The following is a 24,954-nucleotide window of genomic DNA, read 5'->3' as shown; positions in this document are numbered from 1 at the left end:
CTTGACGTTGCGGCCAAGCCGGCTATGGTCGCCGCCGATCAAGGTTCTTCAGGTGTTCGCGCCTGAAGCTAAGAGGGAATTCGGTGAGGTGCTCCGCGCCAAATCCGAAGCTGCCCCCGCAACTGTAAGCGGCGAGCCCTCTGCCCATCGTCCACTGATGCTAAGCCTCGTGCCGCGTCGGGAAGGCCGGGCAGAGCCAGCGTCGACCCGCAAGCCAGGAGACCTGCCCTGATCGCCAACCATCTTTCGGGCGGGGTGCTCCGAAGGTTGCCGGTCGGCAGCGGGCGTCTTCCATCCGCTGAATGCGCCGGTTCCCTCCGCGCTTCCCGTCTTCCTTTTTGGGAAGCGGTGAAACATGTTCAAGAAATTCCTGGGTAATTCCCTTGGGCGAGGCGGCAGCGGCTTCGCCCTGGCGCTCGGTGTTCTGGTCGGCATCGGCGGCGCCGACGCGGCGCTGGCCGGGCCGACGCACTACCCGCTCACGCTGGAGAATTGCGGGTCGAAGGTGGTGATCGACCGCGCGCCGCAACGCATCGTCAGCCTCGGTCAGGCGCAGACGGAAATCCTCTATGCCCTCGGCCTGGGCGACCGCCTGGTGGGAACCGCCGTCTGGTTCAGCCCGGTGGCCAAGCCCTTTGAAGCGGCGAACGCCAAGGTGAAGCGCCTGGCCGACAACGACCCGAGCTTCGAGGCGGTGGTGGCGCAGGAACCCGACCTCGTCGTCGCCATGTATGAATGGCACATCGGCCCGAACGGCATCGTCGGCAAGCGCGACCGCTTCGACGGCGTGCAGGTGCCGGTCTATGTCTCGCCGACCGATTGCGTCGGCAAGGACAATACCGGCGCCGGCGACGGGGTGCGCACGCAGATGTACTCGATGGAGCTGCTGTATCGGAACATCCGCGAATATGGCGAGATCTTCGACGTGGCGGATCGGGCCGAGGCGCTGGTCGCCAGCCTGCAGCAGCGCGAGGCCGCCGCCGTACGCTCCGTCGCCGGGCTGGAGGCGAAGAACGTGTCCATGGCGGTCTGGTTCTCCAGCAAGGACATCAAGGGCGATGCCTTCATGGCCGGCAAGAATGGCGTCCCGGCCTATATCCTGTCGAAGCTCAGGGCACGCAACGTGATCACCACCGATGAGGAATGGCCCCTGGTCGGCTGGGAGAGCATCGCGGCCAGCGATCCCGACGTGCTCGTCATCGTGAAGATGGACCGCCGCCGCTTTCCGGCCGACGACATCGACGCCAAGCTGAACTTCCTGAACACCGATCCGGTCGCCAGCAAGCTGTCGGCGGTGCGCAGCGGCAGGATCGTGATGGTCGACGTCGGCGCCACCCGGCCGGGCGTCGATGCGATCGACGGCATCGAAGCCATTGCGACGGCGGTCCAAAAATTCGGCCTCACCAATTGAGCCACGCCGTCATCGGACCGAACTGGGCGGCGCGGATCGGCGTCGCCGCCATCGCGCTCGCCGCGTTTATCTTCGCCGTCGCTCTGGCGGTGAGCGTGGGAGAAATGACGATCCCGCTGCCGATCGCCTTCCGGGCGCTCGGCAACGGCCTGTTCGACCTCGGCCTGCCGGTCAGCGCCATCCAGCAGGGAGTGATCTTCGACTACCGCCTGAGCCGGGCCGTCATGGCGGCGCTGTGCGGCGGCGCTTTGGCGATTTCGGGAGCAATCCTCCAGGCGCTGCTGCGCAACCCGTTGGCCGAGCCCTATATTCTCGGCGTGTCGGCCGGCGCCTCGACCGGGGCGGTCTGCGTGATGATCCTCGGTTTCGGCGGCGCCACGCTCGGCCTGTCCGGCGGCGCCTTCTTGGGCGCCGTGGCGGCGCTGGCGGTCGTGGCGCTGCTGGCGACAGGCGCGGGAGGCGCCAGCGACCGGGTGATCCTGGCGGGCGTTGCCGGCTCCCAGCTCTTCAACGCGGCCACCGCCACCATCGTCACCACGCTCGCCAGCGCCGAGCAGGCGCGCGGGGTGATGTTCTGGCTGCTCGGCAATTTCGGCGGCGTGCGCTGGCCGGACCTGTGGGTGGCGACGCCGGTCGCGCTGATCGGCTTCGTCGTCTGCATGATCAACGCCAAGGCGCTCGATGCCTTCGCCTTCGGCGCCGACGCGGCGCAATCGCTGGGCGTCGCCGTCACCCGCGTGCGGCTGGTGCTGCTGGCGACCACGGCGCTGCTCACGGCGACCATGGTCGCCATTGTCGGCACGATCGGCTTCGTCGGCCTCGTCATCCCCCACGCCGCGCGCTTTCTGGTCGGCCCGGGTCACGCGCGCCTGCTGCCGGCCTGCCTGGTCATCGGCGCCATCTTCATGATCCTGGCCGATATCCTCTCGCGCATTCTGGTGCCGCAGCAGATCCTGCCGATCGGCATCGTCACCGCCTTGTTCGGCGCCCCGGCCTTCGCCGTAATCCTCTACCGCGCGCGACGGCCGGCATGACGCTCGCCACCCATGATGTCCGCTGGGGTGCGGGCGGGCGGATGATCGTCGACGGCATCACGCTGTCGGCGCCGCCCGGCCGTATCCTCGGCCTGATCGGCCCGAACGGCTCCGGCAAATCCAGCCTGCTCCGCCTGCTTTGCCGGCTGCGCGGCGTGGCCAGCGGGGTGGTGACGCTCGATGGGCGCGACATCGCCGCGCTGCCGCGGCGCGAACTGGCGCGGCGCCTCGCCTTCGTCGAGCAACAGGCAACGACCGACGTCCAGCTCACTGTGTGCGATGTGGTGCGCCTCGGGCGCACGCCGCACCGCGCCGCCTTCGCATCATGGACAGAGGCGGACGAGCACGCCGTCGAAGCCGCACTGGAGCGGGTCGGCCTCGCCGAGCGCCACGATCAGCCATGGCACACGCTGTCGGGCGGCGAGCGCCAGCGCGTCCACATCGCCCGCGCCCTCGCCCAGGATCCGCGCGAGCTGATCCTCGACGAGCCGACCAATCATCTCGACATCCAGCATCAGCTCTCCATTCTGGGGCTGATCCGCCGCCTGGGACTGACCTGCATCGTCGCGCTGCACGACCTCAATCTGGCGTCGCTGTTCTGCGACCGGATCGGCGTGCTGCATGCCGGCAGGCTGGTGGCGTCGGGCTCGCCGGAAAACGTGCTCACCCCCGAGCTCATCCGCCAGGTCTTCGGCGTCGAGGTCCACATCCGCGATGGCGTCGGAGGGCGGCGCCACATCGAATATGTCGTCGATGTCGAGCCGGGGGAACGCCCCTGAGCGCCCGGGGGCACGACGGCCTCCGGCCACCCGAAAAGCGCATCGGAACGCGTGCGGAGCCGCGCTATTTCGGCGAGAGCAGCAGATGCCCGACTTCGGTCAGAACCAGCCGTCGCCGCTGCGTCTTCGCCAGAAGATGTTCGGTGGCGACGAGGCCGAAGCGATCTTCCAGTTCGCTGGCGGCGCGCAGTACCAGCGCATGGGCGATGCCGAACAGGCGCGCGAAGCTGCGGGTGTCGCTCGCCACCCCATGCACCAGCGCCACCAGAACCCCGGCATCGAGCGGCGAAAGCTCCGGCTGATCCGCCACCAGCGCCGTCACCTCATGCATGAACGGATCGGAGACTGCCGCGCTCATGCCGCCCTCGCACGAAACGTCACCATCACCGATTTGGACAGCGGGGTGTCGCTGCCCTCCCCGGCCTTGTTGAACGGCACCACGGCATTGAGTTCGGGATAGTAGCCGGCGACGCAGCCGCGCGGCAGGTCGTAGGCAACGAGGCGGAAATCCTCCGCCACCCGCGTGCGGCCGTCCTCGTCGGAGCCGATGACATCCACCCGCGCATTCGGCAGCGCACCGAGCGCGGCGATGTCGTCGGGATGGGCGAACACCACCCGCCGCTCGCCATAGACGCCGCGATAGCGGTCGTCGAGGCCATACACTGTGGTGTTGTACTGGTCGTGGCTGCGGAAGGTCTGTAGCACGAAGGTGCCCGGCTGGCTGCGCGCCTGCTGGTGCTCCACCTCGCGCGGCAGCGGCGTGGCCGAGAACTCCGCCCGGCCGGAAGCGGTGTTCCACTCGCGCTCGGCGGCGGCGTTGCGCAGATGGAAACCGCGCGGCTTGCGCACGCGGACATTGAAGTCCTCGAAGCCGGGGATCACCCGCGAGATGTGATCGCGGACGAGGTCGTAATCATCGGCCATCGCCAGCCAGCGGACCTTGTCCGAACCGACCGTCGCGGCGGCGATGCCGGCGATGATCTGCACTTCCGAGCGCAGGGTGGGCGCGGCCGGACGGTTGATGCCGCCCGAGCCGTGCACCATGCTCATCGAATCCTCGACGGTGACGATCTGCGGGCGACGCTTGGAATTGCGGTCGATCTCGGTACGGCCAAGGCACGGCAGCAGATAGGCCGCCTTGCCGGGCGCCAGATGGCTATGGTTCGGCTTGGTGGCGATCTGCACGGTGAGCCGGCACCGGGTCAGCGCCGCATGGACCAGATCGGTGTCCGGCGTCGCCCGCACGAAATTGCCGCCGAGCCCGATAAAGGCCTTCGAGCGGCCTTCCACCATCGCGTGGATGGCGTGCAGCACGTTGTGGCCGGGCGCGCGCGGCAGGGTGAGGTCGAATTCCCGCTCCAGGGCGGCGATGAACCATTCCGGCGCGTTCTCATTGATGCCGACGGTGCGGTCGCCCTGCACGTTGGAATGGCCGCGCACCGGGCACAGGCCGGCGCCCGCGCGTCCGACATGGCCGCGCAGCAGCAGCAGATTGGCGATCTCGCGCACCGTCGCCACCGAGTGGCGGTGTTGGGTGACGCCCATTGCCCAGGTGGCAATCACCCGCTCGGCGCCGAGATAGACGTCGGCGAGGCTTTCGATCTCGGCGCGGGTCAGGCCGGACTGGTCCTCGATGACGTCCCAGGAGGTGGCCTCCACCTCGGCGCGCCAGTCGTCGAGGCCCACCGTGTGATGGGCGATGAAGTCGAGGTCGAGCAGGCTGGCATGGCCGCCGGCGCGCCGTTCGGCGTCACGGGCGAACACCACCTTGGCCGTGCCGCGGATCGCCGCCATGTCGCCGCCGAGCTTCGGCCGGAAATAGTGGCTGGCGATCGAGGTCGCGCCGCCGCGCAGCATCTCGATCTTGTCCTGAGGGTCGGCGAAGCGCTCGAGCCCCCGCTCGCGCACCGGGTTGAGCACCGCGACGCGCGCCCCGCGCATGGCGGCACGGCGCAGGTCGCCGAGCATGCGCGGGTGATTGGTGCCGGGATTCTGGCCGATGACGATGATGGCATCGGCATGCTCGAAATCCTCGAGCAGCACCGTGCCCTTGCCGACGCCGATCGATTGCATCAGGCCGAGGCCGCTGGCCTCGTGGCACATGTTCGAGCAGTCCGGAAAATTATTGGTGCCGAACATGCGCACGAACAGCTGGTAGAGGAAGGCGGCCTCGTTGCTGGCCCGGCCCGAGGTGTAGAACTCGGCCTCGTTGGGATCGGCGAGCGCCTTCAGCTCGGCGGCGATGCCGGCAAAGGCGTCCTCCCAGGACACCGGGCGATAGCGATCGGTGGCGCGGTCATAGACCATCGGCTCGGTGAGGCGTCCCTGGTTCTCCAGCTCATAGTCGCTCCAGCCGCGCAGTTCGCTCACGGTATGGGCGGCGAAGAACGCCGGTGTCGCCCGCCGGTCGGTCGCCTCCCAGGCCACCGCCTTCACGCCATTCTCGCAGAACTCGAAGGACGAGCCGTGCTCGGGATCGCCCCAGGCGCAGCCCGGGCAGTCGAAGCCGTCCGGCTGGTTCGCCTTGAGCAGGGTCTTGGCACCGGTCAGTGCGGAGCCGCTGGCCAGCAGGTGTTTGCCGCAGCTGCGAAGGGCACCCCAGCCGCCGGCCGCGTGTGATTTCTTGAGCGTGCGTGACGTATCGTTAATCGACATTTTCAATCATTATACATAATGCCAGATAACTCCGCGCGACGGGCTCGCCCGGCTGTCGGAGCTAGAGTTAGGCATGAAGTTTATATTTTTCAACGGATAAATTTTAGAGAGGAGCAGATTGAAAGTGGAATGATTCACAATGGAAGCGTGACTGAAAGCCACAACCTGTGGCAAGTCGCCTCATGAGATTGATAGATTTTATCGATCAAATAATCCGTGATCTTTCAGCAGATGCCCCAGCGGCGACAGGCGATTGCTGCATTGCATCAACCGAACGAAGTGACATGAGCGCCCTTCAAGGGGGATCGGTGCCGCCGGCGCCGTCCACGAAGGCGGGCATGCCATGCTCCCCAAGATGCCGGGAAAGCCGGCCGGACCGCCCCCGCCAGATGCATGGCTGGCGATCCGGGCCCGGCATTTTTGTGAAGTCCTCATCTGCCTTGCGCCGGCAAACGGCCTACCGCCCATCGGCCCCGATGCGCTTGCGCCGGCAAGGGCGCGATGCCGCTTCCGGCCGCCGGAGCCGGCGCGCTCCCGCCGGCCGCCCCTCCGTTTTCATAGGTTGACTGTGACAGCGGCGATGCGCATCAAATTCGGCAGACCCGGTCCGGGCCCCTCTGGCGCAATTGCTCGGCACTTGCTGCTCGGCACTTGCGCGATGTCGGATCACAGCGACACCGCCATCAGAAGGGAGCCGCCATGCTCAGCCAACTATTCCTCACGCTCGTAAACATGCTCGTCGTGGAACCGGCGCAAGCCGAAATCGGCAATCGGCTCGCCAAGCTCGGCGCTCCTCCGGCGATCACCAAGGACGTCACAAGCTGCGTCACCGCGGCCGCGCCGATCCTGGCGCAACTCTACAGCGAGGATCCGGTACGCGGTGTGGTGACCGCGTTCCGCCTCTGGTCCGGCACGACGACCTACAGCGCCGTTCTCCGCGCCGAGGTTCCGGCCTGCGAACCGGCCTTGCTTGCAGCCGAACCATATCTGGCCCGGCCGGCCTCCTGAGGCAGACACCTGCCCGGAGATCCGGCCCCGGTGTGCGGCAAGGCCGTTCGATCACGGCACTGTGCGACCGCTCGGGAGCGCTGCGCCGATCAGCCAGCGGCCGGTGGAACCGTCAACGTGAACCGGGTCTCCTCCGGGGTGGAAGACGCGCCCAGCTTTCCACCATGCTGGCCGGCGATCTCCGACGCGATGAACAGACCGAGCCCCAATCCCTGCAGGCTGGAGCGAACGTCGCCACGATAGAACGGCTGGAACAGCCGCGACATGGCGTCCTCCGGTATCGGATCGCCACCATTTGCCACCGCGAGCTTCAAGCCGTCGGGACCGTTCGAGGCTTCGATCCGGATCGGCGTGTCATCCGATCCATGGGTGACGGCGTTGCCGAGCAGATTGGAAAAGAGCTGCGCCATCCGCCCCTTGTCGCCGAGGAACGGGACGTCGAGGTCGAACCGGGTTTCGATGGCACGGTCGGGGAACGCCAGACGGATTTCGTCGATCACCTGCTGGAACACGGGCTCGAGCTGGAATGTGCTTTTATCCAGGGCAAGCCCTCCTCCCAGCCGCCCCCGAGCAAAATCCAGCACATTGTCTATGAGCCCGCTCATCCTCTGCACACTGGCCAGCATCATGGTGAGGATGGTCTTGCCCCGATCGACTTGCGGCAAGCGCGAGAGCAGATGAACGCCACCATTGATCGAGGCCAGCGGATTGCGCAGATCATGGCCGAGAACGGCGATGAACTGCTCGCGCAGCTCCGACGTATTGCGCTCGTCCAGCAGACTACCCTGCGAAATCGCGAGCTTGTCACGCTCGGAGGCGAGGTCCTTCTGGGAATCGAGCAGCCTTTCTCTCGCATCCACGTGAACGGCGATCAGTTCGGCAAATAGTTTGAACATGCCGACGATCTCCGTCGAACTCACGCGAGCCGGGCGCGGGTCGATCGCACAGAGCGTTCCGAAAAAGCCGCCGTCCGCCAGGATGATCGGCACCGATATGTAGCTTTGAAAGCCGTACATCGCAGGCGTCGGATGGCTGCAATACGTCGCGTCCTCCGCCACATGATCGATGATGACGGCCCGGCCGCTATCGCGGATTTCATCGCAGATCGTCGTCTCGACCTTCAGCTCACCTCCCGATTTCAGGCCGAAATCGATGGTGTCGAGCACCTCGCAGGCGACCCACCTGTCCTGCGTCACCCGGGCGACGGCCGCGAAACCCATCCCGGTGGTCTTGCAGATGACCTCGAGAATGGTAGGAACCGCCGGGATCTGGCGGATGATATTGATATCGTTGCCTAAGTCGTGCGCCATGGCTCAATCACAACCGAACGGGTCCGACCGGCGAAAATAGAGGGGGGCCAGCGCAACTCAATGATTTTCACCGTGTTTTCGTGGCAAATCGCCAGTCTCGATGGCAGGCGGCATCGGGAAACCATACCGACACCCGCAATGCGATGAGCGTGCCTAATAAGATCGCTCGAGCCGCGCTTCAGCGGGCACCGACCGGCCGGGCGGTCGAGCCTCCTGACCGGCCGATGTGCGAGGGGCGGCTCTTCGCCCCATAGGTTCGGCGGTGCCGAAGATTGCCGCGGGCGCCGCATTGACGGCCCCTCCCCATCGGCACGGCCTTCAGCCTTCCGCCGCCTGCTTCATTTTCTCGCTCAGCTTCAGCGACAGCGGCGACGCCTCATAGCGTCCGGTGACGACCTCGATATAGGCCCCCGAATTCGCCTCGGCGGCAGCAGTCAGCGCGGCATCGAAGTCGGCGCAGGTGGCGACACGGGCCACCGTCCAGCCATCGCAGCCAAACGCATGCGGCAGCTCGGTATAGCGCCAGGGCGCGATGTCGTTGTAGCTGATCTCCGGGTCCTTGCAGAGCAGCCGCTCGATCAGATAGCCGTCATTGTTCAGCACGAAGACGACCGGCTTCAGCCCCAGCTGCCCGAAAAGTCCCAATTCCTGCACGGTGAGTTGGTGCGAGCCTTCGCCGGTGATGAGCACGGTGCGGCGCGTGGGATCGGCAAGCGCGGCTCCTACGGCCGCCGGCGTCGCCCAGCCGATCGCCCCCCAGAGCGTCTGGTTGTAGAAGTTCGCGCCCGATGGCATGCGGGCGAAGCCGAGGCCCATCGAGGCGGTGCCGGTCTCGGCGACCACGATGTCCCCCGGACGGATGAAGGCCGCCCAGCGCGGATAGAGCGCCTCGGCGGTGATCGGCGCGTCGCCCTCGCCCACCATCGGCCCGAGGGAGCCGGCGCTGATGCGGGGCCAGTCGCGCTTTGCCATTGCTGCCGTCAGCGCATCCAGGACATCGCCGAGCTCGACGCTGGGATAGGTATGGCCATCGACGCTGACGCTGTGATGGTCGATGGCGATGGTGCGTTTCGGGTCGAGATTTGCGGTGAAGGAGCCGGTATTGAAGTCCGTCATCAGCGTGCCGACGGTGACGATGCGGTCGCGGCCCTCGACGAAGGATTGCACGTCCTTGTTCATCAGCGCGCCGTCATACATGCCCGCATAGGATGATTGCTGCTCATCGAGCACGGTCTTGTCGTGGAACATGGTGGCGAAGGGCAGGCCCGAGGCATCGACCAGCCGCTGCAGGCGATCCCCGGCGCCGAGCCGGGCGACGATAAGGCCCGGCAGCAGGCAGGCGGTCTCGGCGTCCTCAAGCGCGGCGACGACAGCGCGGGTTGCCGCCGCCAGCTGCGTGGGATCGCTCTGCGGCAGCGGAACCGGGCTGGCACGGCTCACCACCGGCTGGTTGGCGAGGTCGGCCGGGAATGCCATGTAGACCGGCCGCAGATGATAGAGGGCCTCGGCGATGAGCCGTTCGGTCTCGTAGGCGACGTTCTGCGGCGTCATCACCGCATGCGCGCACACCACCGGCTCGCTCATCCGGCGGAACAGGTCATATTCGCCCGTGCCCAGGGTGTGATGCACGATGGCGCGGGCGCGCTGCACCGCCATGCGCGGCGTACCCACCAGATGGAAGATCGGCAGGCGCTCGGCATAGGCCCCGGCGACGCCGGCCAATGCGCTGAGTTCGCCGACGCCATAGGTCGTGCTCAGCGCCGCCACACCCTTGATGCGGGCATAGCCGTCGGCGGCATAAGCGGCATTCAGCTCGTTGGCGCAGCCGATCCACCGCATCCCCGGCTGCCGGCAGATCGCGTCGTTGACCGGGAAGGCGAAGTCGCCGGGCACCCCGAAAACGTCGGAAATGCCGATCTCCTGCAACCGGGTCAGGACATGCTGGATGACGGTGAGGGTCATGATGGGCTCCGATGAGGCATTGGCCGGTGAAGACACCGGTTCACGGGCACGGCCGTGACGGAAGGAAGGAAAGGAATCGGTACCGAGAGGAGAACCGCCGGAGAATCGCGAGGTTCCCCGCGTGCGAGGCCGCCGGTCGGTTTGCACACACAATTCTCTCCGCCCCCCGCGGGCTGAGCCCCCGACCGGATCGGGATTGATCATCGCTGGCTGAATCTCCCACGCTCACCTATCGTCTCGACTCGGACTGGGCCGCCATTGCCGGAATATTCATGCCGCTCTCACGCAGTTCCTTTCTCCTTCGAACGTTGTCCCTCCTGCTGCTTGGCCTCATCGCGCTCGCCGGCGTGGTCGTCACCAATGTGTGGCTTGTGCAGAGGACGCAGGACTATGTCACCGAGGTCACGGAGTTGCGGCGCTTGCGGGCGGCAGGCGTCGATCTGCGGTCGCGGCTGCAGGACGCCGAGACCGGACAGCGCGGGTTCCTGATCACCGACGACCCGAACTACCTGCAGCCCTACAACGACGCCCTCGCCAATCTCGCGGGCTATATGGACCGGCTGACCAAAGCGGCGGAGGCGATGCCCGAGCTGCGCCCGCGCATCGAGCAATTGGCCGGCATCATCAATGCCCGCCTCGACGAGCTGCGCCAGACCGTCGAGCTCGCCCAGCAGGACCAGCGACAGGCGGCGATCGGGATCGTGCGCAGCGATCGGGGTAAAAGTCTGATGGATCAGGCGCGGCTGATCCTTCAGGAGGTCGTCTCAGCGGCGGAAGACCGGCTCGGCCGGCTTGGCCGCGCCCAGGCCGAGAGCGCCAATGCGCTCTGGTGGGTGTCGGTCGTCGGCGGGATCATCGTGGTGGCGATCACTCTCGCCGGCCTGCTCACCATCCTCAGCTATCTGCGCCAGCTTGCGGTGACCCGGCAGGAGGTCGAGGCACTCAACGTCAATCTCGAGGAACGGGTGCGCGAGCGCACCGCCGAGCTCGGCCGCGCCAATGAGGAAATCCAGCGCTTCGCCTACATCGTCACCCATGATCTGCGCGCGCCGCTCGTCAACATCATGGGTTTCACCGCCGAGCTGGAACAAGGTGTCACCACGCTGCAATCCTTCGTCGCGGACGCCGGCGAGCGCGAGACCGGGCCGGAATATGAGGCGGCCAAGCTGGCGGCGCAGGAGGAGCTCCCGGAGGCGTTAGGCTTCATCCGCTCCTCGACCCGCAAGATGGATGGCCTCATCAACGCCATTCTCAAGCTATCGCGCGAAGGCCGGCGCGTGCTGAAACCGGAGCCAATCAATCTGTCGGCGCTGCTGGAGAACGCGGTGGCGGCCGTCGCGCATCAGGTCGCGGATGCCGAGGGCGAGGTATCGGTCGATGTGCGGGTGCCGAAACTTGTTTCCGATCGGCTCTCGCTCGAGCAGATCGTCGGCAACCTCCTCGACAATGCGGTGAAGTATCGACGTCGCGACGTGCCCTTGCGCATTAAGCTACAGGCGGTCGCGCGGCCGGGGGGATTGGTGAACATCACGATCGAGGACAATGGCCGCGGCATCGACGCCCGGGATCACGAGCGCATCTTCGAGCTGTTCCGCCGCTCCGGCCAGCAGGATCAGCCGGGCGAAGGCATCGGGCTTTCCCATGTTCGCGCCATGGCCCGGAACCTTGGCGGCGACATCACACTTAACTCCACTTTTGGACAAGGCAGCGTATTCACCCTGGTCCTGCCCGCGCAGTTGCGGGCCACCACCCGGAGTATGGCAGCGTGAGCGACAATGCGAAGTCCGTGACCATCATCATGATCGAGGATGATGAGGGCCATGCCCGCCTCATCGAGAAGAATATCCGGCGTGCGGGCGTCAACAACCAGATCGTGCCGTTCGCGAACGGCACCGATGCGCTGGCTTTCCTCTTCGGGCCCAATGGCTCGGGAGAAGTCAGCAGCGGGCGTTCGCTGCTGATCCTGCTCGATCTCAACCTGCCGGACATGACCGGCATCGAAATCCTCGAAAAGGTGAAAGCCAACCCGCACACCCGGCTCACCCCGGTAGTGGTGCTGACGACGACCGACGACGCGCGCGAGATTCAGCGCTGTTATGATCTCGGCGCCAATGTGTACATCACCAAGCCGGTCAACTATGACGGATTCGCCAATGCGATCCGTCAACTCGGGTTGTTCTTTTCCGTGATGCAAGTCCCCGAGACCACCTGATTCATGCCCTCCAGCATTCGCCGTGTCCTCTATATCGACGACGATCCAGGCATGGCGCGCCTGGTCCAGAAAGCCCTGACGCGCCGCGGCTATGAGGTCCTGCTTGCCGGCGACGCAGTCGATGGCCTTCGCCTCGTCGACGAGAACGACGTGCATGTGGTGGCGCTGGATCATTTTCTGCCGACCGGCACCGGCCTTGATGTACTCGCCGCCTTGCGCCAGCAAGCCGATGCCCCGCCTGTCGTCTATGTGACGGCCTCGGCGGAAACCACGGTCGCGGTGCAGGCGCTCAAGGCCGGCGCCATCGACTACGTACCGAAGACGATCGAGATCGAGTTCATCGAACTGCTCACCAGCGCCATTGACCAGGCGATCGAGACGGCGCGGCTGCGGCGGGCGAAGGAGCGCGCCGAGCAGGAGGTGCGCGAGGCGCGCGACCGTGCCGAGGCGTTGCTTGCGGAGGTGAACCACCGCGTCGCCAACAGCCTCGCCATGGTGGTCTCCCTGGTGCGCCTGCAGTCGAACTCGATCGAGGACAAGGCCTGCCGTGCGGCGCTGGCGGAAACCCAGGCACGCATCATGGCGATCGCCGGCGTGCATCGCCGCCTCTATACCTCGTCGGATGTGCGTTTCGTTGCCTTGGACGAGTATCTGCTGGGACTGGCGGATGATCTGAGATCCTCGATGCGCCAGGCCGGCAGTTTTTCGCAGCTGCAGCTCGAGGCCCAGCCCCTCACCGTCCCCACCGACCGTGCCGTGGCCATCGGCGTGCTGGTGACCGAACTGGTGACCAACGCCTTCAAATACGCCTATCCGGACGGTCAGATTGGCGAAGTGCGGGTATCTCTCCGCGCCGAGGCAGACAGCCATGCGGCGGAACTGGCGGTCGAGGACGACGGCGTCGGCTGGGACGGTACCGGCAGCGCAAAAGGCACCGGGCTCGGCACGCGCATCGTACGGTCCATGGTCGGGGTCCTCGGCGGCGAGCTGCAATGGCTCCCCAGAGGGGGCGGCACCTCGATCTCCGTCCGCTTTCCGCTACCGTCGCAGTAGATGGCAACGCCCCCTGCGCGCCCTGCCGCCTCGCCTTGCGGCGCGGCTCCGCTCTGGCGCCGCTGTTCGTCGTCGGTCGAGGACGACGGCATGCTAGTCACCCATTGGATCGGTAGCGGTCCAGGCAAGCCCCGCCGAGCGGCGAACGGAGCGGCAGAATGACCACAGACAGCGCGTCCCCCGCGGCCAGCGGCCAGACATGGCCCGCCGATGTCGATGGTCTTCGTGTCGACCTGCCGATCGTGCCGATCAAGCCGGACTTCGCCATCTCGCTGATGATGGTAATCGATCTCGGCGTGAAATTTGGCGAGTTCGTCGGCCAGCGTCTGGCGGACAAGCTGAGGCCACTGGAGCCCGACGTGGTGGTCGGAGCCGCCACGCTCGGCATTCCGATTGCCATCGAGGTCAGCCGCGCCCTCGGCCTGGACCAGTATGTGATCCTGCAGAAGTCGCCCAAGGTTCACCTACAGGATGCGCTGGTCCAGCGGATATCGTCGATCACCTCCAAGGGCGAACAGCGGCTGCTGCTCGACCGCCGCATGATACCGCTGCTGGCCGGCCGTCGGGTCGTGGTCGTCGACGACGTGGTCGCTTCCGGTTCCAGCTTGAAGGGCTCCATCGAGCTGGTGCGCAGCGCCGGCGGCCATGTGGTCGGTGTCGGCGTGATCCTCACCGAGGCGCGCGAGTGGCAGCAGGCGCTCGGCCCGGACAGCGCGCTGATCCACAGCCTCGGCCATATCCCGCAGTTCCGGGCCACGGGAGCGGCATGGGCGCCGATACCGGAAACCTTTCTGGCATAGCCCCGCCACTCAGGCCGGCGCGTGAGTTGACGGGCGGCCCCTATCGCCGTGTCGGCGACGAGACATTGGCGCTACAATCCGGGTGGTCTCATAAGGCACCCTAATCAATGCCGCAGCCGAACTTCAACGATCTGGCCGCCTTCGCCATGGTGGCGAAGGAACGCAGCTTCACGCGGGCCGGCGCCAAGCTGGGCGTCTCGCAATCCGCACTGAGCCAAACCATCAAGGCGCTGGAGGAGCGACTGAAGCTGCGGCTACTGACGCGCACCACGCGCAGCGTCGCGCCGACGGAAGCCGGCCTGAGGCTGCTGGAGACGGTGGGGCCGCGGTTCGAGGAAATCGAGGCCGAATTGGCCGCTCTTGGCGAACTGCGTGGCAAGCCGGCAGGGACCATCCGCATCACCGCCGGTGAGCATGCGGCTATCTCGATCCTGCAACCGGCGCTGCGGCGATTTCTCCCGACCCATCCCGACATCAAGGTCGAGATCACCGTCGAATACGGCCTCGTGGACATCGTCGCGGCGGGTTACGATGCCGGCGTCAGGCTCGGCGAGCAGGTGGCGAAGGACATGATCGCCGTACGGATCGGCCCCGACATGCGGATGGCCGTCGTCGGATCGCCCGCCTATCTGGAGCGCCACGGCATTCCGAAAACCCCGCAGGACCTGGCCTCCCACAACTGCATCGCCTCCCGATTGCCGACTTATGGCGGGCTGTTCGCCTGGGGGCTGGAGAAAGACGGCCAGGAAGTGAAGGTACGCGCGGACGGGCAACTGGTGTTCAACAGTCTCGCTTTGCGACTGCACTCGGCGCTGGACGGGCTCGGCCTCGCCTATATGCCCGAGGATCAGGTGCTGCCGCATATCGGCGAAGGCAGGCTGGTGCGGGTGCTCGAGGATTGGTGCCCGCCCTTCCCCGGCTATCACCTCTATTATCCGAGCCGGCGGCACTTCTCGCCGGCGCTGTCGGTGCTGGTCGATGCTCTGCACGAGCGCGGCTGATGCCTCCCCGAGGCCGATCGCGCCGGGGAAGCATCAGGAAGATCAATCCAGCCCCTTTGCCGCAAGGAACTGCGAAACCTGGTCGGCGATCTCGACATTGTTCAGATCCGAGAACGGAAAGTGCGTATTGCCGCGAATGCCGATCTCCGGCAGGTGGACTAGGGACACCTGACCGCCATGCTTGTTGACGGTGTCACGCCATAGCCGCGCCATCTCCAGCCGGCCGCGCCACGCATCCTGCGTCGGCACCTCGGTCGGTGCGGCGGGGATGTTGTCGCCGTAGAAAATGAGGATCGGCACTTTGGTCAGGGCCAGGAAGTCCGCCATCGGCACCGGCGTTCCTTCCAGCGTGTCGAAGGATGTCGGCACCGGCTTCGGCAATTCGCCTTGCGGAAAGACGAAGCCGCTTCCCGGCTCGAAGGCGACGATCGCTTTGACATTCCGGCTTTTGATCGCGGTCAGCCAGCCGGGCCCGCCGCTTTGCGAATGCGTCATCAGAATGCCGGGACCGATCTTGGCGAACAGCGCCGACACGCTGTCGGAGATCAGTCCGGCATCGAAGGGGCCGGTGTTCGGCGTCATCTGCCGGAAGTACTGGTCGAGCGTCTCGGGCTTGCGATCGAACTGGACGCCGTCGAAATAGTCGGGCCAGATGCCGAGGCGGAACTGGCCGAACCAGAACTGCTCGTCCGGCGTCGGCTTGATCGTGGCCTCGATCGTGCTGCGCCCGGCATTCCCGCGGCGCGGCTGGTCGATGACGTAGGTCGCGAAGTGCCGGCGCAGGAAGATGTTCTGGAAACCCTCGCGACCGTCCGGCGTGGTCTCCCAGGTCTTCGAGAACTGGCCCGCCCCATGCCACATCACGATGGGATATTTTCGCGGGTTCACCGGCACTTGGTAGAATGTGTAGAGGTGGTCGCCATGGAAGGTCTGCCCCGCCGGCTGCAGCGGCTTGAGCGGATCGAACGTTCCCGGCGCGGTCGCCACCGTGCCGCCCACCGTGAAGCTGCCCTGCGCCCGGATCGTGATCGGCTCCGGCTGTCCCGGGGACTGAGCCAGCGCCGGTGCCGCGGTCAGCAACCCGGCCGTGAACAGCAACGGCAGTGCGGAAGTTTTTCTGTCGATGGAAGGCATTCGTCCCTCGTCTGCTGCGTCGGCGTCGCAGCGACCGTAACCATGCTCTCATTCCTCGATAAGGCTGATTGATCTAATAAGACCAGTAAGTCCAACTAATGAATACGAGCGAGCACACTGTGAGCCCCGCTCGCGCTGCCGCCGGTTTCAAGGCATCACCTCAGCCACTGCCGCGCGCGTTGGGAACCGTCGTACGGTGCCCGTGAGCCGCCGCCAAACCCGGCCGCCGCCTCCGCCCTGCAGGTTACCACCCGGAACCATCCTGCCCAGGTGGCGTTCAATCTGCACACCCTCTGAGCAAATGGATGGCTAATATGAACCGCGTCATCGTGGCCGCGATCGCTATCGCCTTGTCGTCTCCAGCGCTCGCTCAAACGGCAAATCCCAGTCCCGCCACCCCGGCGGTGACCACTCCGGAAACGCCGCGCCCGGCCGAGCCGGCAAAGGGCGCCAACAGCTTCACCGAAGCGCAGGCGACCTCCCGCATCGAGGCCAAGGGCTTCTCGAATGTCTCCGGGCTCGCGAAGGACAAGGACGGCGTGTGGCGCGGAAAGGCAATGAAAGCCGGCGCCTCCCATGACGTCGCCTTGGACTATCAGGGCAACGTTTTTCCCAACTGAGTTCACCCGTCATATCCACCGGAGGAATGCACATGGCTACCGTTTCTGGTCTCTTTGACAATTATGACGACGCCCTCACGGCGGTGAACAAGCTCCAGGCCCTGGGCATCGACCGGGCCAGCATCAGCATCGTCGCCAACAATTCCGGCGACTGGTACGGCCAGCGCGCCGTTGATCGCGATGACAATGGCCATGCCAGCAAAGGCGCCGGCGAAGGCGCCGGCACCGGTGCCGGCATCGGTGCGGTCCTCGGCGGCGCCGGTGGATTGCTCGCCGGCCTCGGCGTGATGGCGATTCCCGGCGTCGGCCCGGTGGTGGCCGCCGGCTGGCTTGCCGCAACCGGCCTTGGAGCGGTTGCCGGCGCAGCGGCCGGCGGCGCCGTGGGCGGGCTGGTCGGCGCCATGACCTCGGCGGGTGTCCCGGAGCGCGATGCGCATCTCTATGCCGAAGGCGTACGCCGTGGCGGCACGGTGGTGTCGGCGAAGGTCGATGACGACCAGGTCGCCGAGGCCCAGGCCATCCTGGACGAAGAGGCCGCGGTCGATCTCACGGCGCGCGAGCGGGTGTATCGCGAGGAGGGTTGGTCGCGCTTCGATCCCGATGCCCCGGTCTACACCAGCGATGAGGTGGTCCGCGAACGCGAGCGCCACCGGCTCTAGACGAAGCGGCCAGGCCGGCTCCGGCCTGCGTCGAGAAAGATCATGGCCCGAACAGGCGACCACGAGGGTCGTCCTGTACGGGCCATCCCTTTCGAGACGTCCGGCTCGATCCGCCGTTCCGTGACGCAAAAGGTGCCGGTTGCACCAGCGACGCAGGAGCCGCGCCGCGTTCAGCCGCCGTCCCCGCGCGCGTCGCCGGGTCCGGCATCAGGCCCGGCCTCTTGGTGTCCGTGGCGATGTGCCGCCGTCGCCTCCAGCCGCCGTTCCAGCGGCCGCACCAGCGCCAGCAGCACGAGGGTGACGATCAGCGCCATCACGATCAGATGCCAGGATGCCAGCGCGCAGGCGACCCCCAGAGCCGCCGTCACCCACACCGCGGCCGCCGTGGTCAGGCCATGGACTTCCAGTTCGCGATGATTTCGCAGCACCACCCCGGCGCCCAGAAAACCGATCCCGGTGAGCACGCCCTGGATGATGCCCTGCACCACGCGGCTGGTGGCATCCGGGTGTCCCTCGATCCCGTCCACCCCCATCGCGGTCAACGAGATCAGGGCGGCCCCGAGGCTCACAAGGCCAAGCGTGCGCATGCCGGTCGGCTTGCCCCGCAGGTCGCGATTGAGGCCGACGAGCATCCCGCACCCTACCGCGGCGAGCAGGCGCGACAGCGCCTCGATGTCGGAAGGCGACAGAAAGTCCATCGTGATGCTCCTCGTCGTTCGGGCCGCCTCCGGCCGCGCGGCGTCGCGCCGCAGCCGCGTTTCAGCAAACGCCCGATGCGGCATCCGGTTCGAGAGGACCGATGCGGTCGCGAACACAATCGAGCGGTCCGCAAGGACAGTCGCCACCAGCTTCGCTGTCGCCAGCCGGACGTCGGGCGCCGGCATCTCCGAACAGGCGAGCGAAACGGGCAAGGGGGCGCCGCCGGCCGATTTTACCGCGGAACAGCCTGCCGCCTGATCCGTTGGTTCAGCTGGGGGGGCGATACGCAGGAGAATTCGATATGGCGAACACGCAACATCGTGGCGGTCCCGGCAACTTTGCCAACGACCGTGAACGCGCCAGCGAAGCCGGCCGCAAGGGCGGCGAACACTCCCAAGGTAGCCAGCAGCACAGCCAGTCTGCCGGCGAAGGACACCAGCAGGGCGGCCAACGAGACAATTCCGGCAATGTCGCCAACGACAAGGAACGGGCGCGCAATGCCGGCCAAAAGGGCGGCCAGCACTAGGTCCAGATAGCGACCTTTGTCACCGGCAGCCGTCCTGATCGAAAGATCGGGACGGCGGTGTAGTGAGCAAGCCGTGCCGGCGGATGGCGGTGCGAAACTTCACCGGCGCGAACCCAGACCCGCCGGATCAGATCAGAAGCGCCATGTCAGATTTGCCTGCAAGGCATTCGTCGTCACGTTGTCGGCGAACTGGCCGACATAGGATAGGCCGACCCGTGCCTGTTCATTGATCTGCAGATCGGCGCCGATCTCGACCAGCGCGGCGTTCTCGGCGAGCGGCAGGCCGGTCACCGTGAAGTTCGCGCCGGGCGCGCTGAGGAAGGCCATCTGCGCCGCCGGCGTGATGTCGCCAAAGGCATACTGCCAGGCGACCGAGGCGTGAGGCTTCAGCGCCATGCCGCCGGAGAGCTCCATCATCGTCGCCACCCGCAGGCCGAGCGAGGAATAACCGACCCCCATCGAGTCGGCGGAACCCGACAGGCCGGCGGAGGCGCCGGTTTCGCTGAAGTCGTCGGTATCGACATGGACATAGGCGAGGCCGGCGAACGGCTCGAGCGCCAGTTGCTGGAGCGCGAAGCCGTAGCCGACTTCGCCGAACACCTGTGCGGTGCCGCCGTCATAGTCGGCCCTCGCCTGCTCGGCATAGCCGGAATAGGCGATGGCGCGCTCGGCATCGATCCAGTTGAAGGCGTAACTGCCGCCAAGGCGCAGGTTCCACGGGCCGGAGCTGGTGCCGGCATAGAGCGCCAGCACGAGGCTGTCGCTATCGGAAGAACTGCCGAGCGTGTCGATATCGGCGCTCGAATGCGTGTAGCCGACCGCGGCGCCGAGCCGCCAGGCGTCGATCTTGACGTCGGCACCCGTGAGTATGCCGCCAATGGTCTCGTCGACATTGGCCGCGGAGGCACCGCCGTCATAGTCCGACCAGCCGCCAAAGGCCTGCGCCCAGACGGTGCCGTTGAAGGCCGGCGCCGGGGCGGCCGGCGCCTTGGTCGGGAACGGCACGCCGGTGGCGGCCGGCGCGGCATAGGCGAGCGCCGGCCCGCCATAGCCCAGCGCGGCGGTCGGCCCGGCCTGGTCGGCATAGGCGCCCTGCCGCAGGCGGCCGAGCACGGCCTGCCGGCTGTAGAGGCTGTCGCCGATCAGCACCGATTGTTCGCTGGCATAGGCCTCGCCGGACAGCGCGTTGAGGGCGCCGGGCAGTTCGGCCGAAGTGAGATCGTAGAGCGGGGCCAGCGCCTCAGGCAGGCTGGTCAACAGGCCGTTCGTGGTGGTGTTGATGACGCCGTCAATGGCGGCGCCGACCGCATTCTGGTTCGGCGTGAGGTTCGGCAGGCCGGCGAGATCGGCGGCGACATTCAGTGTCACGGTGGTCGGCGCATAGCTGAGGGTCGCGTCGAACAGCGCCGGCAGGCCTTCGGTGACGAAACTGTCGAACGCGCCGGTCACCCCCTGCGTCGCCGCCACCAGCGTGGAGGTGGGGGCGAAACTCGTGCTCTGGAACGAGGCGGCCAGCGTGCCGGCGAGCCGCACCGTGCCGGCCACGCCCAGCGCATCATTGCCGTTCTCGCTCACCCGCACCGCAAGGGTGCCGGCCGAGGTCTGCACGAAGGTACCGCCGAACAGATTGGTGATCGGCGCCCCGGTGCCGGTGACGCCGATCCAGCCGCTGTTCTCGAACCGCTTCTCCAGACCCGCCGTCGCGGCAATGCGGCCGTCGATGATGCCGGTATTGACGATCACGGTTCCGAAGGCGTCGGGGCCGGTGCGCAGCGCATCGGCGACGAAGGCGGTCTGCAAGGTACCGGAATTCAGCAAGGTGCCGTAGAGGCCGTGCAATTCCACCGCCGCGCCGACGAGGCCGGTAGCGGTGACGGTGCCGGAATTGGTCAGCACGCCATAGGTTTCGCCGCGCATGCCGATGCCGCCGGTGCCGCTGACGTTGACGGTGCCGCTGTTGATGATGTCGTCGCCCTTGCGGCCGGACAGGGCAGCTTCGTTCTCGGCGCTCGATGTCAGCGTGCCGGTGTTGCGGATCGGGTTGTAGATGCCGGGAATGGTGGCGAGGTAGCCATTGATGCCGTTGCTGTCGACATAGATGCCGACGACATTGTCGCCATAGGCGGAATTGGACGACACCACCGCGCCGGGGATGTCGATCTCGTACCAGGTGGCGATGCCCAGAGCATCGACATGCATCACCGCGGGATGCACGACGCCGTCCGCGGTCACCCAATTGGCGACGAGATTGTATTCCCCGCTCCGGCCGGCGCCGGTTATGCCCTCGAAATGCGTGGCGATCGCGCCGGGATGATCATAGGTGTCGTAGGTGCCGGTCGCCTGGTCGTAGATGTAGCCGTGCTCCGCGTGGAGACGGTCGCCGACGATCACCTCGCCATAGCCGCCGGCGATCTTGTCACCGTAGATGCCATAGGCGGTGGTGCTGATGGCGCCGGGAATATTGTTGGTGGTGTAGGTGCCGGTGTTGATGTCGTAGATGAAGGCGTTGCCGGTCGCGAGCCTCGTATCGTAATTGCCGACGATCTTGTTGCCGAACGTGCTGTGCGCGATGGTGTAGAGCACGTCCGGGTTCGGATAGACCAGGGTGGTGATCTCCTGCCCCGGCGCCCGCGCGGCATCGTAGAAATAGCTCAGATCGTAGGGTGCCGAGGTCGCGGTCTGGTAGCTGCCGACCACCCGCAGAATGCCGCCGGGATTGCCGAAATTGGGCCCATAGGGCGAGGAGCCGATGGCGCCGGGGAAATTCGCGCCGTTCGCGGTGGCCTCCGGCATCGGCGACCAGACCTTCGTCGCCATGTTGTAATAGAGGCCTCCGGTCTCGCCCGAACCGGGAATGGTGTAGTTGCCGACGATGTTGTCGCCGCGAATGCCGGTGAGGAACGTGCCGTTGGTCCCGAAATTCAGCGTCTGGTAAGTGGTCGGCGTCGCGGGACGCGGAGGTTCGGCCTGTGCGGCCTGAGCAAAGCCGCCGACACCCAGGCCGATCGCGACAAGTTTGCGCGCCCTCGCCCGCGATGCACCGAGTGATACCGACCGAATTTTCATGATGCGCCCCGCAGCTCCGACTCGGAGCCTTCGAAAACTTATCGGTCGCGGGCGAAGATGGCGATGGCGCTTTCTGGTCTTATCTTCAGAGGGGCCCCGCGAGCCCCGCTGAGGTCGGTGTTGCCACGTGCGTCATCGGGCGGCAGCCCCCCGGCGCCGTCCTTTCTGGCGAACGGACGGCAGGCTAATCTGAAAGCCTTCCGTCGGCGCCCGGTTGAAAGCTGGGATCCGGCGGGTGTGGCCTATCTTGAAAGAGCAGGACCAAGAACATGGTAGATCCGGTGCAACGGACCCGTCCGAGAGTCGTCATAGCCGGGGCCGGCTTCGGCGGGCTACAGGTGGCGCGGGGGCTTGCGAGTTCCCCGGTCGACATCACACTGGTCGACCGGCACAACTATCACTGCTTCCAGCCGCTGCTCTATCAAGTCGCGACCGCCGTGCTGTCTCCGGCCGACATTGCCTGGCCGGTGCGGCACATCCTGTCGCGACAGGACAATGTCACCATGCTGATGGCGCAGGTGGAGGGCGTGGACCGGGCGGCCCGCACGCTGCTCACCGATCAGGGCGCCATCCCCTATGACTTCCTGGTGCTGGCGACCGGCGCCACCCATTCCTATTTCGGTCACGACGACTGGGCGCCGTTTGCGCCGGGGCTCAAGGACATCGAGGATGCGACGCAGCTGCGCCGCGAGATCCTGGTCGCGTTCGAGCGGGCCGAGGCGACGCAGGACGAGGCGACGCGCCGCAAGCTGCTCACCTTCGTGATCATCGGCGGCGGGCCGACCGGGGTCGAGCTCGCCGGTGCCGTCGCCGAGGTGGCGCGCCACTCCCTCACCCCCGATTTCAAGCATATCGACCCGCGCACGGCGCGCATCCTGCTGATCGAAGCCGGCGAGCGGCTGCTGCCGGTGTTTCCGCCCAAGCTCTCCGCCTACACGCACCGGCGACTGGAGGCCATGGGCGTCGAGGTGCTCACCGGGCGGCCGGTCGTGGCGTGCAGCGGCGATCATGTCGAACTCGCCGGCGGCGAGCGGATCATGTCCTCCACCAAGATCTGGGCGGCGGGGGTGCGGGCCTCGGCAGCGGGGCAATGGCTCGGGGCCGAGACCGACCGCGCCGGGCGCTGCCGCGTCGATGCCGATCTCGCCGTCGCCGGGGCACCGGAGATTTTCGTCGTCGGCGATACCGCCGCCCTGCCGCCGGAGCTCGGCCCGGTGCCCGGCATCGCCCCTGCCGCCAAGCAGATGGGCGACCATGTGGCGGCGGTGATCGCCGCCAGGGTCGGCGGCCGCCCGGCGCCGGGGCGGTTCCGCTATCGCCATGCCGGCGACCTCGCCACCATCGGCCGGAACGCCGCCGTGGTGAAGCTCGGAAGGCTGGAGCTGACCGGCTTCCTCGGCTGGGCGTTCTGGGGGGTCGTGCACGTCTATTTCCTCGTCGGCGCCCGCAACCGCTTCGCCGTGGCGATGAACTGGCTGTGGAACTACCTGACGCGGCAGCGGGCGGCACGGCTGATCACCGGCAAGCCGTCAAATCCCGGCGCCCCGCAGGGCCCGTCCGAAGTGTGAGCCCGGCGGGCGGGAGTCGGTTCAGGGCAGGATCGGCGGCACGTAGTCGAGCGTTCCCGCCAGCGCCCACAGCAGGAACAGCACCAGTGGCATGTGCACCACGAACTGCAGGAAGGTGAAGCCGACAATATCGCGCGCCTTCAGCCCGAGCACGCCGAGCAGCGGCAGCATCCAGAACGGGTTGATCAGGTTCGGCAGCGCCTCGCAGGCATTGTAGATCTGCACCGCCCAGCCCAGATGCACCTTCAGCTGGTTGGCGGCCTCCATCACATAGGGCGCCTCCAGCAGCCATTTGCCGCCGCCGGACGGGACGAAGAATCCCAGCACCGCCGAATAGATGCCCATGAACAGCGGAAACGAGTGCTCCGTGGTCAGCCCGACGAACAGGTGGGCGATCCGGTCGGCGATCGCGAGGTCGGCGGCGCCCTTCACCGTCATCAGCGCGGCGATGGCGCCATAGAGCGGAAACTGGATGAGCACGCCGGTCGTCGCCGGCACCGCCCGGCCCACCGCGTCGAGAAAGCTGCGCGGGCGCCAGTGCAGCAGCAGCCCGAGCATGAGAAAGAACAAATTGTAGGTATTGAGGTTGGAGAGCGCGGACACCGGGTCCTTGCTCGACAGTTCCAGCACGAACCAGCCGAGGCCGAGCGCCACCAGCGCCAGCGTGATCAGCGGCGAATGTTCCAGCCACTCGCCGGGATGGCGGGGGACGTCGGAAGGCGGCGGCGCCTGGCGCGCCGGCGCGATGCCGAGATCCGCCGCCGTCACCGCATTGGCGCCGGTGGGCGCCGACCAGATGCACAGGGTGATCGAGACGGCGATCAGAATCGCGGCGATGAGCAGGGATTGCCACAGGAAGATGGTCTGGCTGAACGGGATCACCCCGGTGATCGGCAGCAGCGATTTCGGCAGGCTGGCGGCATTGGCCTGAAGCTGGGCGGCGGACGAGCTGAGGCCCAGCGCCCACACGGCGCCAAGCCCGAGATAGGCGGCCGCTCCGGCGGCCCGGTAGTCCATGCGCAGATCGTCCCGCCCGGCGAGCGCCCGCACCAGCAGGCCGCCGAGGATGAGACTCAGCCCCCAGTTCAGCAGCGCCGCGCCCATGCTCACCGCGGCGACCAGCCCCACGGCGCCGGAGCCGTTGCGCGGCAGGCGGGCCAGCGCCCGGATCAGCCGGGCGGCGGGCGGCGAGGTCGCGACCACATACCCGCCGATCGCCACGAAGGCCATCTGCATGGTGAAGGGGATCAGGCTCCAGAAGCCGTCGCCGAAGGAGCGGGCGACATCGGCCACAGGGGTGCCGTTCGCCAGCGCCGCGGCCGCCACCGCCACCACCGCGACGGCGGCGAAGATGAACGCATCCGGAAACCAGCGCTCCGCCAGGGCGGTGAAGCGCAGCGCGACGCGCGCGAGCAACCCCTCGGCGGGAGCGGCGGAATCGGCGGGGCGCATGGCGG

The 24,954-nt window shown here is 66.8% G+C and carries 21 protein-coding genes and 1 riboswitch; of the genes, 13 read left to right on the top strand and 8 right to left on the bottom strand.

Annotated elements, in window-relative coordinates; all coding sequences use genetic code 11:
* Nucleotides 1–24: 24 nt before the first annotated feature.
* Nucleotides 25–245: riboswitch (cobalamin riboswitch) on the top strand.
* A gap of 110 nt (nucleotides 246–355) precedes the next feature.
* Genes KHC24_RS03220 through KHC24_RS03210 form a run of 3 tightly spaced genes read left to right on the top strand, consistent with a single transcriptional unit; the run spans nucleotide 356 to nucleotide 3,224 of the window.
* Nucleotides 356–1,411, top strand: a complete 1,056-nt coding sequence (locus KHC24_RS03220) for an ABC transporter substrate-binding protein (RefSeq protein WP_213359274.1) — start codon at nucleotides 356–358, stop codon at nucleotides 1,409–1,411.
* A complete protein-coding gene (locus tag KHC24_RS03215) occupies nucleotides 1,408–2,445 on the top strand; it encodes a FecCD family ABC transporter permease (protein ID WP_213359271.1) in 1,038 nt (345 codons plus the stop codon). Before KHC24_RS03220 ends, KHC24_RS03215 begins: the two co-directional genes overlap by 4 nt.
* Entirely contained in the window at nucleotides 2,442–3,224 is a 783-nt protein-coding gene (locus KHC24_RS03210) for an ABC transporter ATP-binding protein (RefSeq protein WP_213359269.1), read from the top strand. The genes KHC24_RS03215 and KHC24_RS03210 overlap by 4 nt, the downstream gene beginning before the upstream one ends.
* Before the next feature lie 64 nt (nucleotides 3,225–3,288).
* On the opposite strand, the gene KHC24_RS03205 is transcribed toward KHC24_RS03210, so the two are convergent.
* Both KHC24_RS03205 and KHC24_RS03200 read right to left on the bottom strand, forming a co-directional pair.
* Nucleotides 3,289–3,582, bottom strand: a complete 294-nt coding sequence (locus KHC24_RS03205; RefSeq protein WP_213359267.1) for a hypothetical protein — start codon at nucleotides 3,580–3,582, stop codon at nucleotides 3,289–3,291.
* On the bottom strand, nucleotides 3,579–5,879 hold the full coding sequence (locus KHC24_RS03200) for an FdhF/YdeP family oxidoreductase (protein WP_213359265.1): 2,301 nt from the start codon (nucleotides 5,877–5,879) through the stop codon (nucleotides 3,579–3,581). Before KHC24_RS03200 ends, KHC24_RS03205 begins: the two co-directional genes overlap by 4 nt.
* A gap of 699 nt (nucleotides 5,880–6,578) precedes the next feature.
* Here KHC24_RS03200 and KHC24_RS03195 point away from each other — a divergent pair.
* The gene (locus KHC24_RS03195; RefSeq protein ID WP_213359263.1) at nucleotides 6,579–6,887 is read left to right on the top strand and encodes a hypothetical protein; all 309 of its coding nucleotides are present in this window, start codon (nucleotides 6,579–6,581) and stop codon (nucleotides 6,885–6,887) included.
* A gap of 89 nt (nucleotides 6,888–6,976) precedes the next feature.
* Here KHC24_RS03195 and KHC24_RS03190 read toward each other — a convergent pair whose 3' ends face one another.
* Both KHC24_RS03190 and KHC24_RS03185 read right to left on the bottom strand, forming a co-directional pair.
* Nucleotides 6,977–8,197: a GAF domain-containing sensor histidine kinase gene (locus KHC24_RS03190; protein WP_213359262.1), complete on the bottom strand. Its 1,221-nt coding sequence runs from the start codon at nucleotides 8,195–8,197 to the stop codon at nucleotides 6,977–6,979.
* A 318-nt stretch (nucleotides 8,198–8,515) separates the two neighbouring features.
* Nucleotides 8,516–10,159 carry an alpha-keto acid decarboxylase family protein gene (locus KHC24_RS03185; RefSeq protein ID WP_213359261.1) on the bottom strand — a complete coding sequence of 548 codons (1,644 nt, stop codon included), beginning with the start codon at nucleotides 10,157–10,159 and terminating at the stop codon, nucleotides 8,516–8,518.
* Nucleotides 10,160–10,431: 272 nt separating this feature from the next.
* Here KHC24_RS03185 and KHC24_RS03180 point away from each other — a divergent pair, with 272 nt between their 5' ends.
* The 5 genes from KHC24_RS03180 to KHC24_RS03160 all read left to right on the top strand — a co-directional run bounded on the left by KHC24_RS03180 (nucleotide 10,432) and on the right by KHC24_RS03160 (nucleotide 15,225).
* Nucleotides 10,432–11,928 carry a sensor histidine kinase gene (locus KHC24_RS03180; RefSeq protein WP_213359260.1) on the top strand — a complete coding sequence of 499 codons (1,497 nt, stop codon included), beginning with the start codon at nucleotides 10,432–10,434 and terminating at the stop codon, nucleotides 11,926–11,928.
* Between the two features lie 29 nt (nucleotides 11,929–11,957).
* Entirely contained in the window at nucleotides 11,958–12,371 is a 414-nt protein-coding gene (locus tag KHC24_RS03175) for a response regulator (protein ID WP_213361056.1), read from the top strand.
* 3 nt (nucleotides 12,372–12,374) lie between these two features.
* A complete protein-coding gene (locus KHC24_RS03170) occupies nucleotides 12,375–13,424 on the top strand; it encodes a sensor histidine kinase (RefSeq protein ID WP_213359259.1) in 1,050 nt (349 codons plus the stop codon).
* A gap of 158 nt (nucleotides 13,425–13,582) precedes the next feature.
* Entirely contained in the window at nucleotides 13,583–14,224 is a 642-nt protein-coding gene (locus tag KHC24_RS03165; protein WP_213359257.1) for a phosphoribosyltransferase family protein, read from the top strand.
* 107 nt (nucleotides 14,225–14,331) lie between these two features.
* Nucleotides 14,332–15,225: a LysR family transcriptional regulator gene (locus KHC24_RS03160; protein ID WP_213359254.1), complete on the top strand. Its 894-nt coding sequence runs from the start codon at nucleotides 14,332–14,334 to the stop codon at nucleotides 15,223–15,225.
* A gap of 42 nt (nucleotides 15,226–15,267) precedes the next feature.
* Here the strand turns inward: KHC24_RS03160 and KHC24_RS03155 are convergent, their stop codons facing one another.
* Nucleotides 15,268–16,359: an alpha/beta hydrolase gene (locus KHC24_RS03155; protein ID WP_213359252.1), complete on the bottom strand. Its 1,092-nt coding sequence runs from the start codon at nucleotides 16,357–16,359 to the stop codon at nucleotides 15,268–15,270.
* Nucleotides 16,360–16,673: 314 nt separating this feature from the next.
* Between KHC24_RS03155 and KHC24_RS03150 the strand changes: the two genes are divergently transcribed.
* Both KHC24_RS03150 and KHC24_RS03145 read left to right on the top strand, forming a co-directional pair.
* Nucleotides 16,674–16,979, top strand: coding sequence for a PepSY domain-containing protein (locus KHC24_RS03150; protein ID WP_373878597.1), 306 nt, complete (start codon nucleotides 16,674–16,676; stop codon nucleotides 16,977–16,979).
* Between the two features lie 32 nt (nucleotides 16,980–17,011).
* Nucleotides 17,012–17,638, top strand: coding sequence for a hypothetical protein (locus KHC24_RS03145; protein ID WP_213359248.1), 627 nt, complete (start codon nucleotides 17,012–17,014; stop codon nucleotides 17,636–17,638).
* 170 nt (nucleotides 17,639–17,808) lie between these two features.
* Here the strand turns inward: KHC24_RS03145 and KHC24_RS03140 are convergent, their stop codons facing one another.
* Nucleotides 17,809–18,549 (bottom strand): MgtC/SapB family protein, encoded by a 741-nt coding sequence (locus tag KHC24_RS03140; protein WP_309299361.1) that lies wholly within the window; start codon nucleotides 18,547–18,549, stop codon nucleotides 17,809–17,811.
* 89 nt (nucleotides 18,550–18,638) lie between these two features.
* On the opposite strand from KHC24_RS03140, the gene KHC24_RS03135 reads away from it, so the two are divergent.
* Nucleotides 18,639–18,863 (top strand): con-10 family general stress protein, encoded by a 225-nt coding sequence (locus KHC24_RS03135; RefSeq protein ID WP_213359247.1) that lies wholly within the window; start codon nucleotides 18,639–18,641, stop codon nucleotides 18,861–18,863.
* Between the two features lie 132 nt (nucleotides 18,864–18,995).
* Here the strand turns inward: KHC24_RS03135 and KHC24_RS03130 are convergent, their stop codons facing one another.
* Nucleotides 18,996–21,929 carry an autotransporter outer membrane beta-barrel domain-containing protein gene (locus KHC24_RS03130; RefSeq protein WP_213359246.1) on the bottom strand — a complete coding sequence of 978 codons (2,934 nt, stop codon included), beginning with the start codon at nucleotides 21,927–21,929 and terminating at the stop codon, nucleotides 18,996–18,998.
* A 269-nt stretch (nucleotides 21,930–22,198) separates the two neighbouring features.
* On the opposite strand from KHC24_RS03130, the gene KHC24_RS03125 reads away from it, so the two are divergent.
* Entirely contained in the window at nucleotides 22,199–23,497 is a 1,299-nt protein-coding gene (locus KHC24_RS03125) for an NAD(P)/FAD-dependent oxidoreductase (RefSeq protein WP_213359245.1), read from the top strand.
* A 21-nt stretch (nucleotides 23,498–23,518) separates the two neighbouring features.
* Here KHC24_RS03125 and KHC24_RS03120 read toward each other — a convergent pair whose 3' ends face one another.
* Nucleotides 23,519–24,949, bottom strand: coding sequence for a short-chain fatty acid transporter (locus KHC24_RS03120; protein ID WP_213359244.1), 1,431 nt, complete (start codon nucleotides 24,947–24,949; stop codon nucleotides 23,519–23,521).
* Nucleotides 24,950–24,954: the final 5 nt, after the last annotated feature.

Source organism: Ancylobacter defluvii, assembly GCF_018390605.1.
Lineage (GTDB): Bacteria > Pseudomonadota > Alphaproteobacteria > Rhizobiales > Xanthobacteraceae > Ancylobacter > Ancylobacter defluvii.
Note: the sequence above shows the minus strand (reverse complement) of the source record. Positions and strands in the feature narration are given on the sequence as shown.

What these genes read in the sequence shown, in the direction of transcription:
- KHC24_RS03220 (WP_213359274.1), top strand. Translation starts at nt 356, where the DNA reads ATGTTCAAGAAATTCCTGGGTAATTCCCTTGGGCGAGGCGGCAGCGGC.
- KHC24_RS03210 (WP_213359269.1), top strand. Translation starts at nt 2,442, where the DNA reads ATGACGCTCGCCACCCATGATGTCCGCTGGGGTGCGGGCGGGCGGATG.
- KHC24_RS03205 (WP_213359267.1), bottom strand. Translation starts at nt 3,582, where the DNA reads ATGAGCGCGGCAGTCTCCGATCCGTTCATGCATGAGGTGACGGCGCTG.
- KHC24_RS03200 (WP_213359265.1), bottom strand. Translation starts at nt 5,879, where the DNA reads ATGTCGATTAACGATACGTCACGCACGCTCAAGAAATCACACGCGGCC.
- KHC24_RS03195 (WP_213359263.1), top strand. Translation starts at nt 6,579, where the DNA reads ATGCTCAGCCAACTATTCCTCACGCTCGTAAACATGCTCGTCGTGGAA.
- KHC24_RS03190 (WP_213359262.1), bottom strand. Translation starts at nt 8,197, where the DNA reads ATGGCGCACGACTTAGGCAACGATATCAATATCATCCGCCAGATCCCG.
- KHC24_RS03185 (WP_213359261.1), bottom strand. Translation starts at nt 10,159, where the DNA reads ATGACCCTCACCGTCATCCAGCATGTCCTGACCCGGTTGCAGGAGATC.
- KHC24_RS03180 (WP_213359260.1), top strand. Translation starts at nt 10,432, where the DNA reads ATGCCGCTCTCACGCAGTTCCTTTCTCCTTCGAACGTTGTCCCTCCTG.
- KHC24_RS03175 (WP_213361056.1), top strand. Translation starts at nt 11,958, where the DNA reads ATGATCGAGGATGATGAGGGCCATGCCCGCCTCATCGAGAAGAATATC.
- KHC24_RS03170 (WP_213359259.1), top strand. Translation starts at nt 12,375, where the DNA reads ATGCCCTCCAGCATTCGCCGTGTCCTCTATATCGACGACGATCCAGGC.
- KHC24_RS03165 (WP_213359257.1), top strand. Translation starts at nt 13,583, where the DNA reads ATGACCACAGACAGCGCGTCCCCCGCGGCCAGCGGCCAGACATGGCCC.
- KHC24_RS03160 (WP_213359254.1), top strand. Translation starts at nt 14,332, where the DNA reads ATGCCGCAGCCGAACTTCAACGATCTGGCCGCCTTCGCCATGGTGGCG.
- KHC24_RS03155 (WP_213359252.1), bottom strand. Translation starts at nt 16,359, where the DNA reads ATGCCTTCCATCGACAGAAAAACTTCCGCACTGCCGTTGCTGTTCACG.
- KHC24_RS03150 (WP_373878597.1), top strand. Translation starts at nt 16,674, where the DNA reads ATGAACCGCGTCATCGTGGCCGCGATCGCTATCGCCTTGTCGTCTCCA.
- KHC24_RS03145 (WP_213359248.1), top strand. Translation starts at nt 17,012, where the DNA reads ATGGCTACCGTTTCTGGTCTCTTTGACAATTATGACGACGCCCTCACG.
- KHC24_RS03135 (WP_213359247.1), top strand. Translation starts at nt 18,639, where the DNA reads ATGGCGAACACGCAACATCGTGGCGGTCCCGGCAACTTTGCCAACGAC.
- KHC24_RS03130 (WP_213359246.1), bottom strand. Translation starts at nt 21,929, where the DNA reads ATGAAAATTCGGTCGGTATCACTCGGTGCATCGCGGGCGAGGGCGCGC.
- KHC24_RS03125 (WP_213359245.1), top strand. Translation starts at nt 22,199, where the DNA reads ATGGTAGATCCGGTGCAACGGACCCGTCCGAGAGTCGTCATAGCCGGG.
- KHC24_RS03120 (WP_213359244.1), bottom strand. Translation starts at nt 24,949, where the DNA reads ATGCGCCCCGCCGATTCCGCCGCTCCCGCCGAGGGGTTGCTCGCGCGC.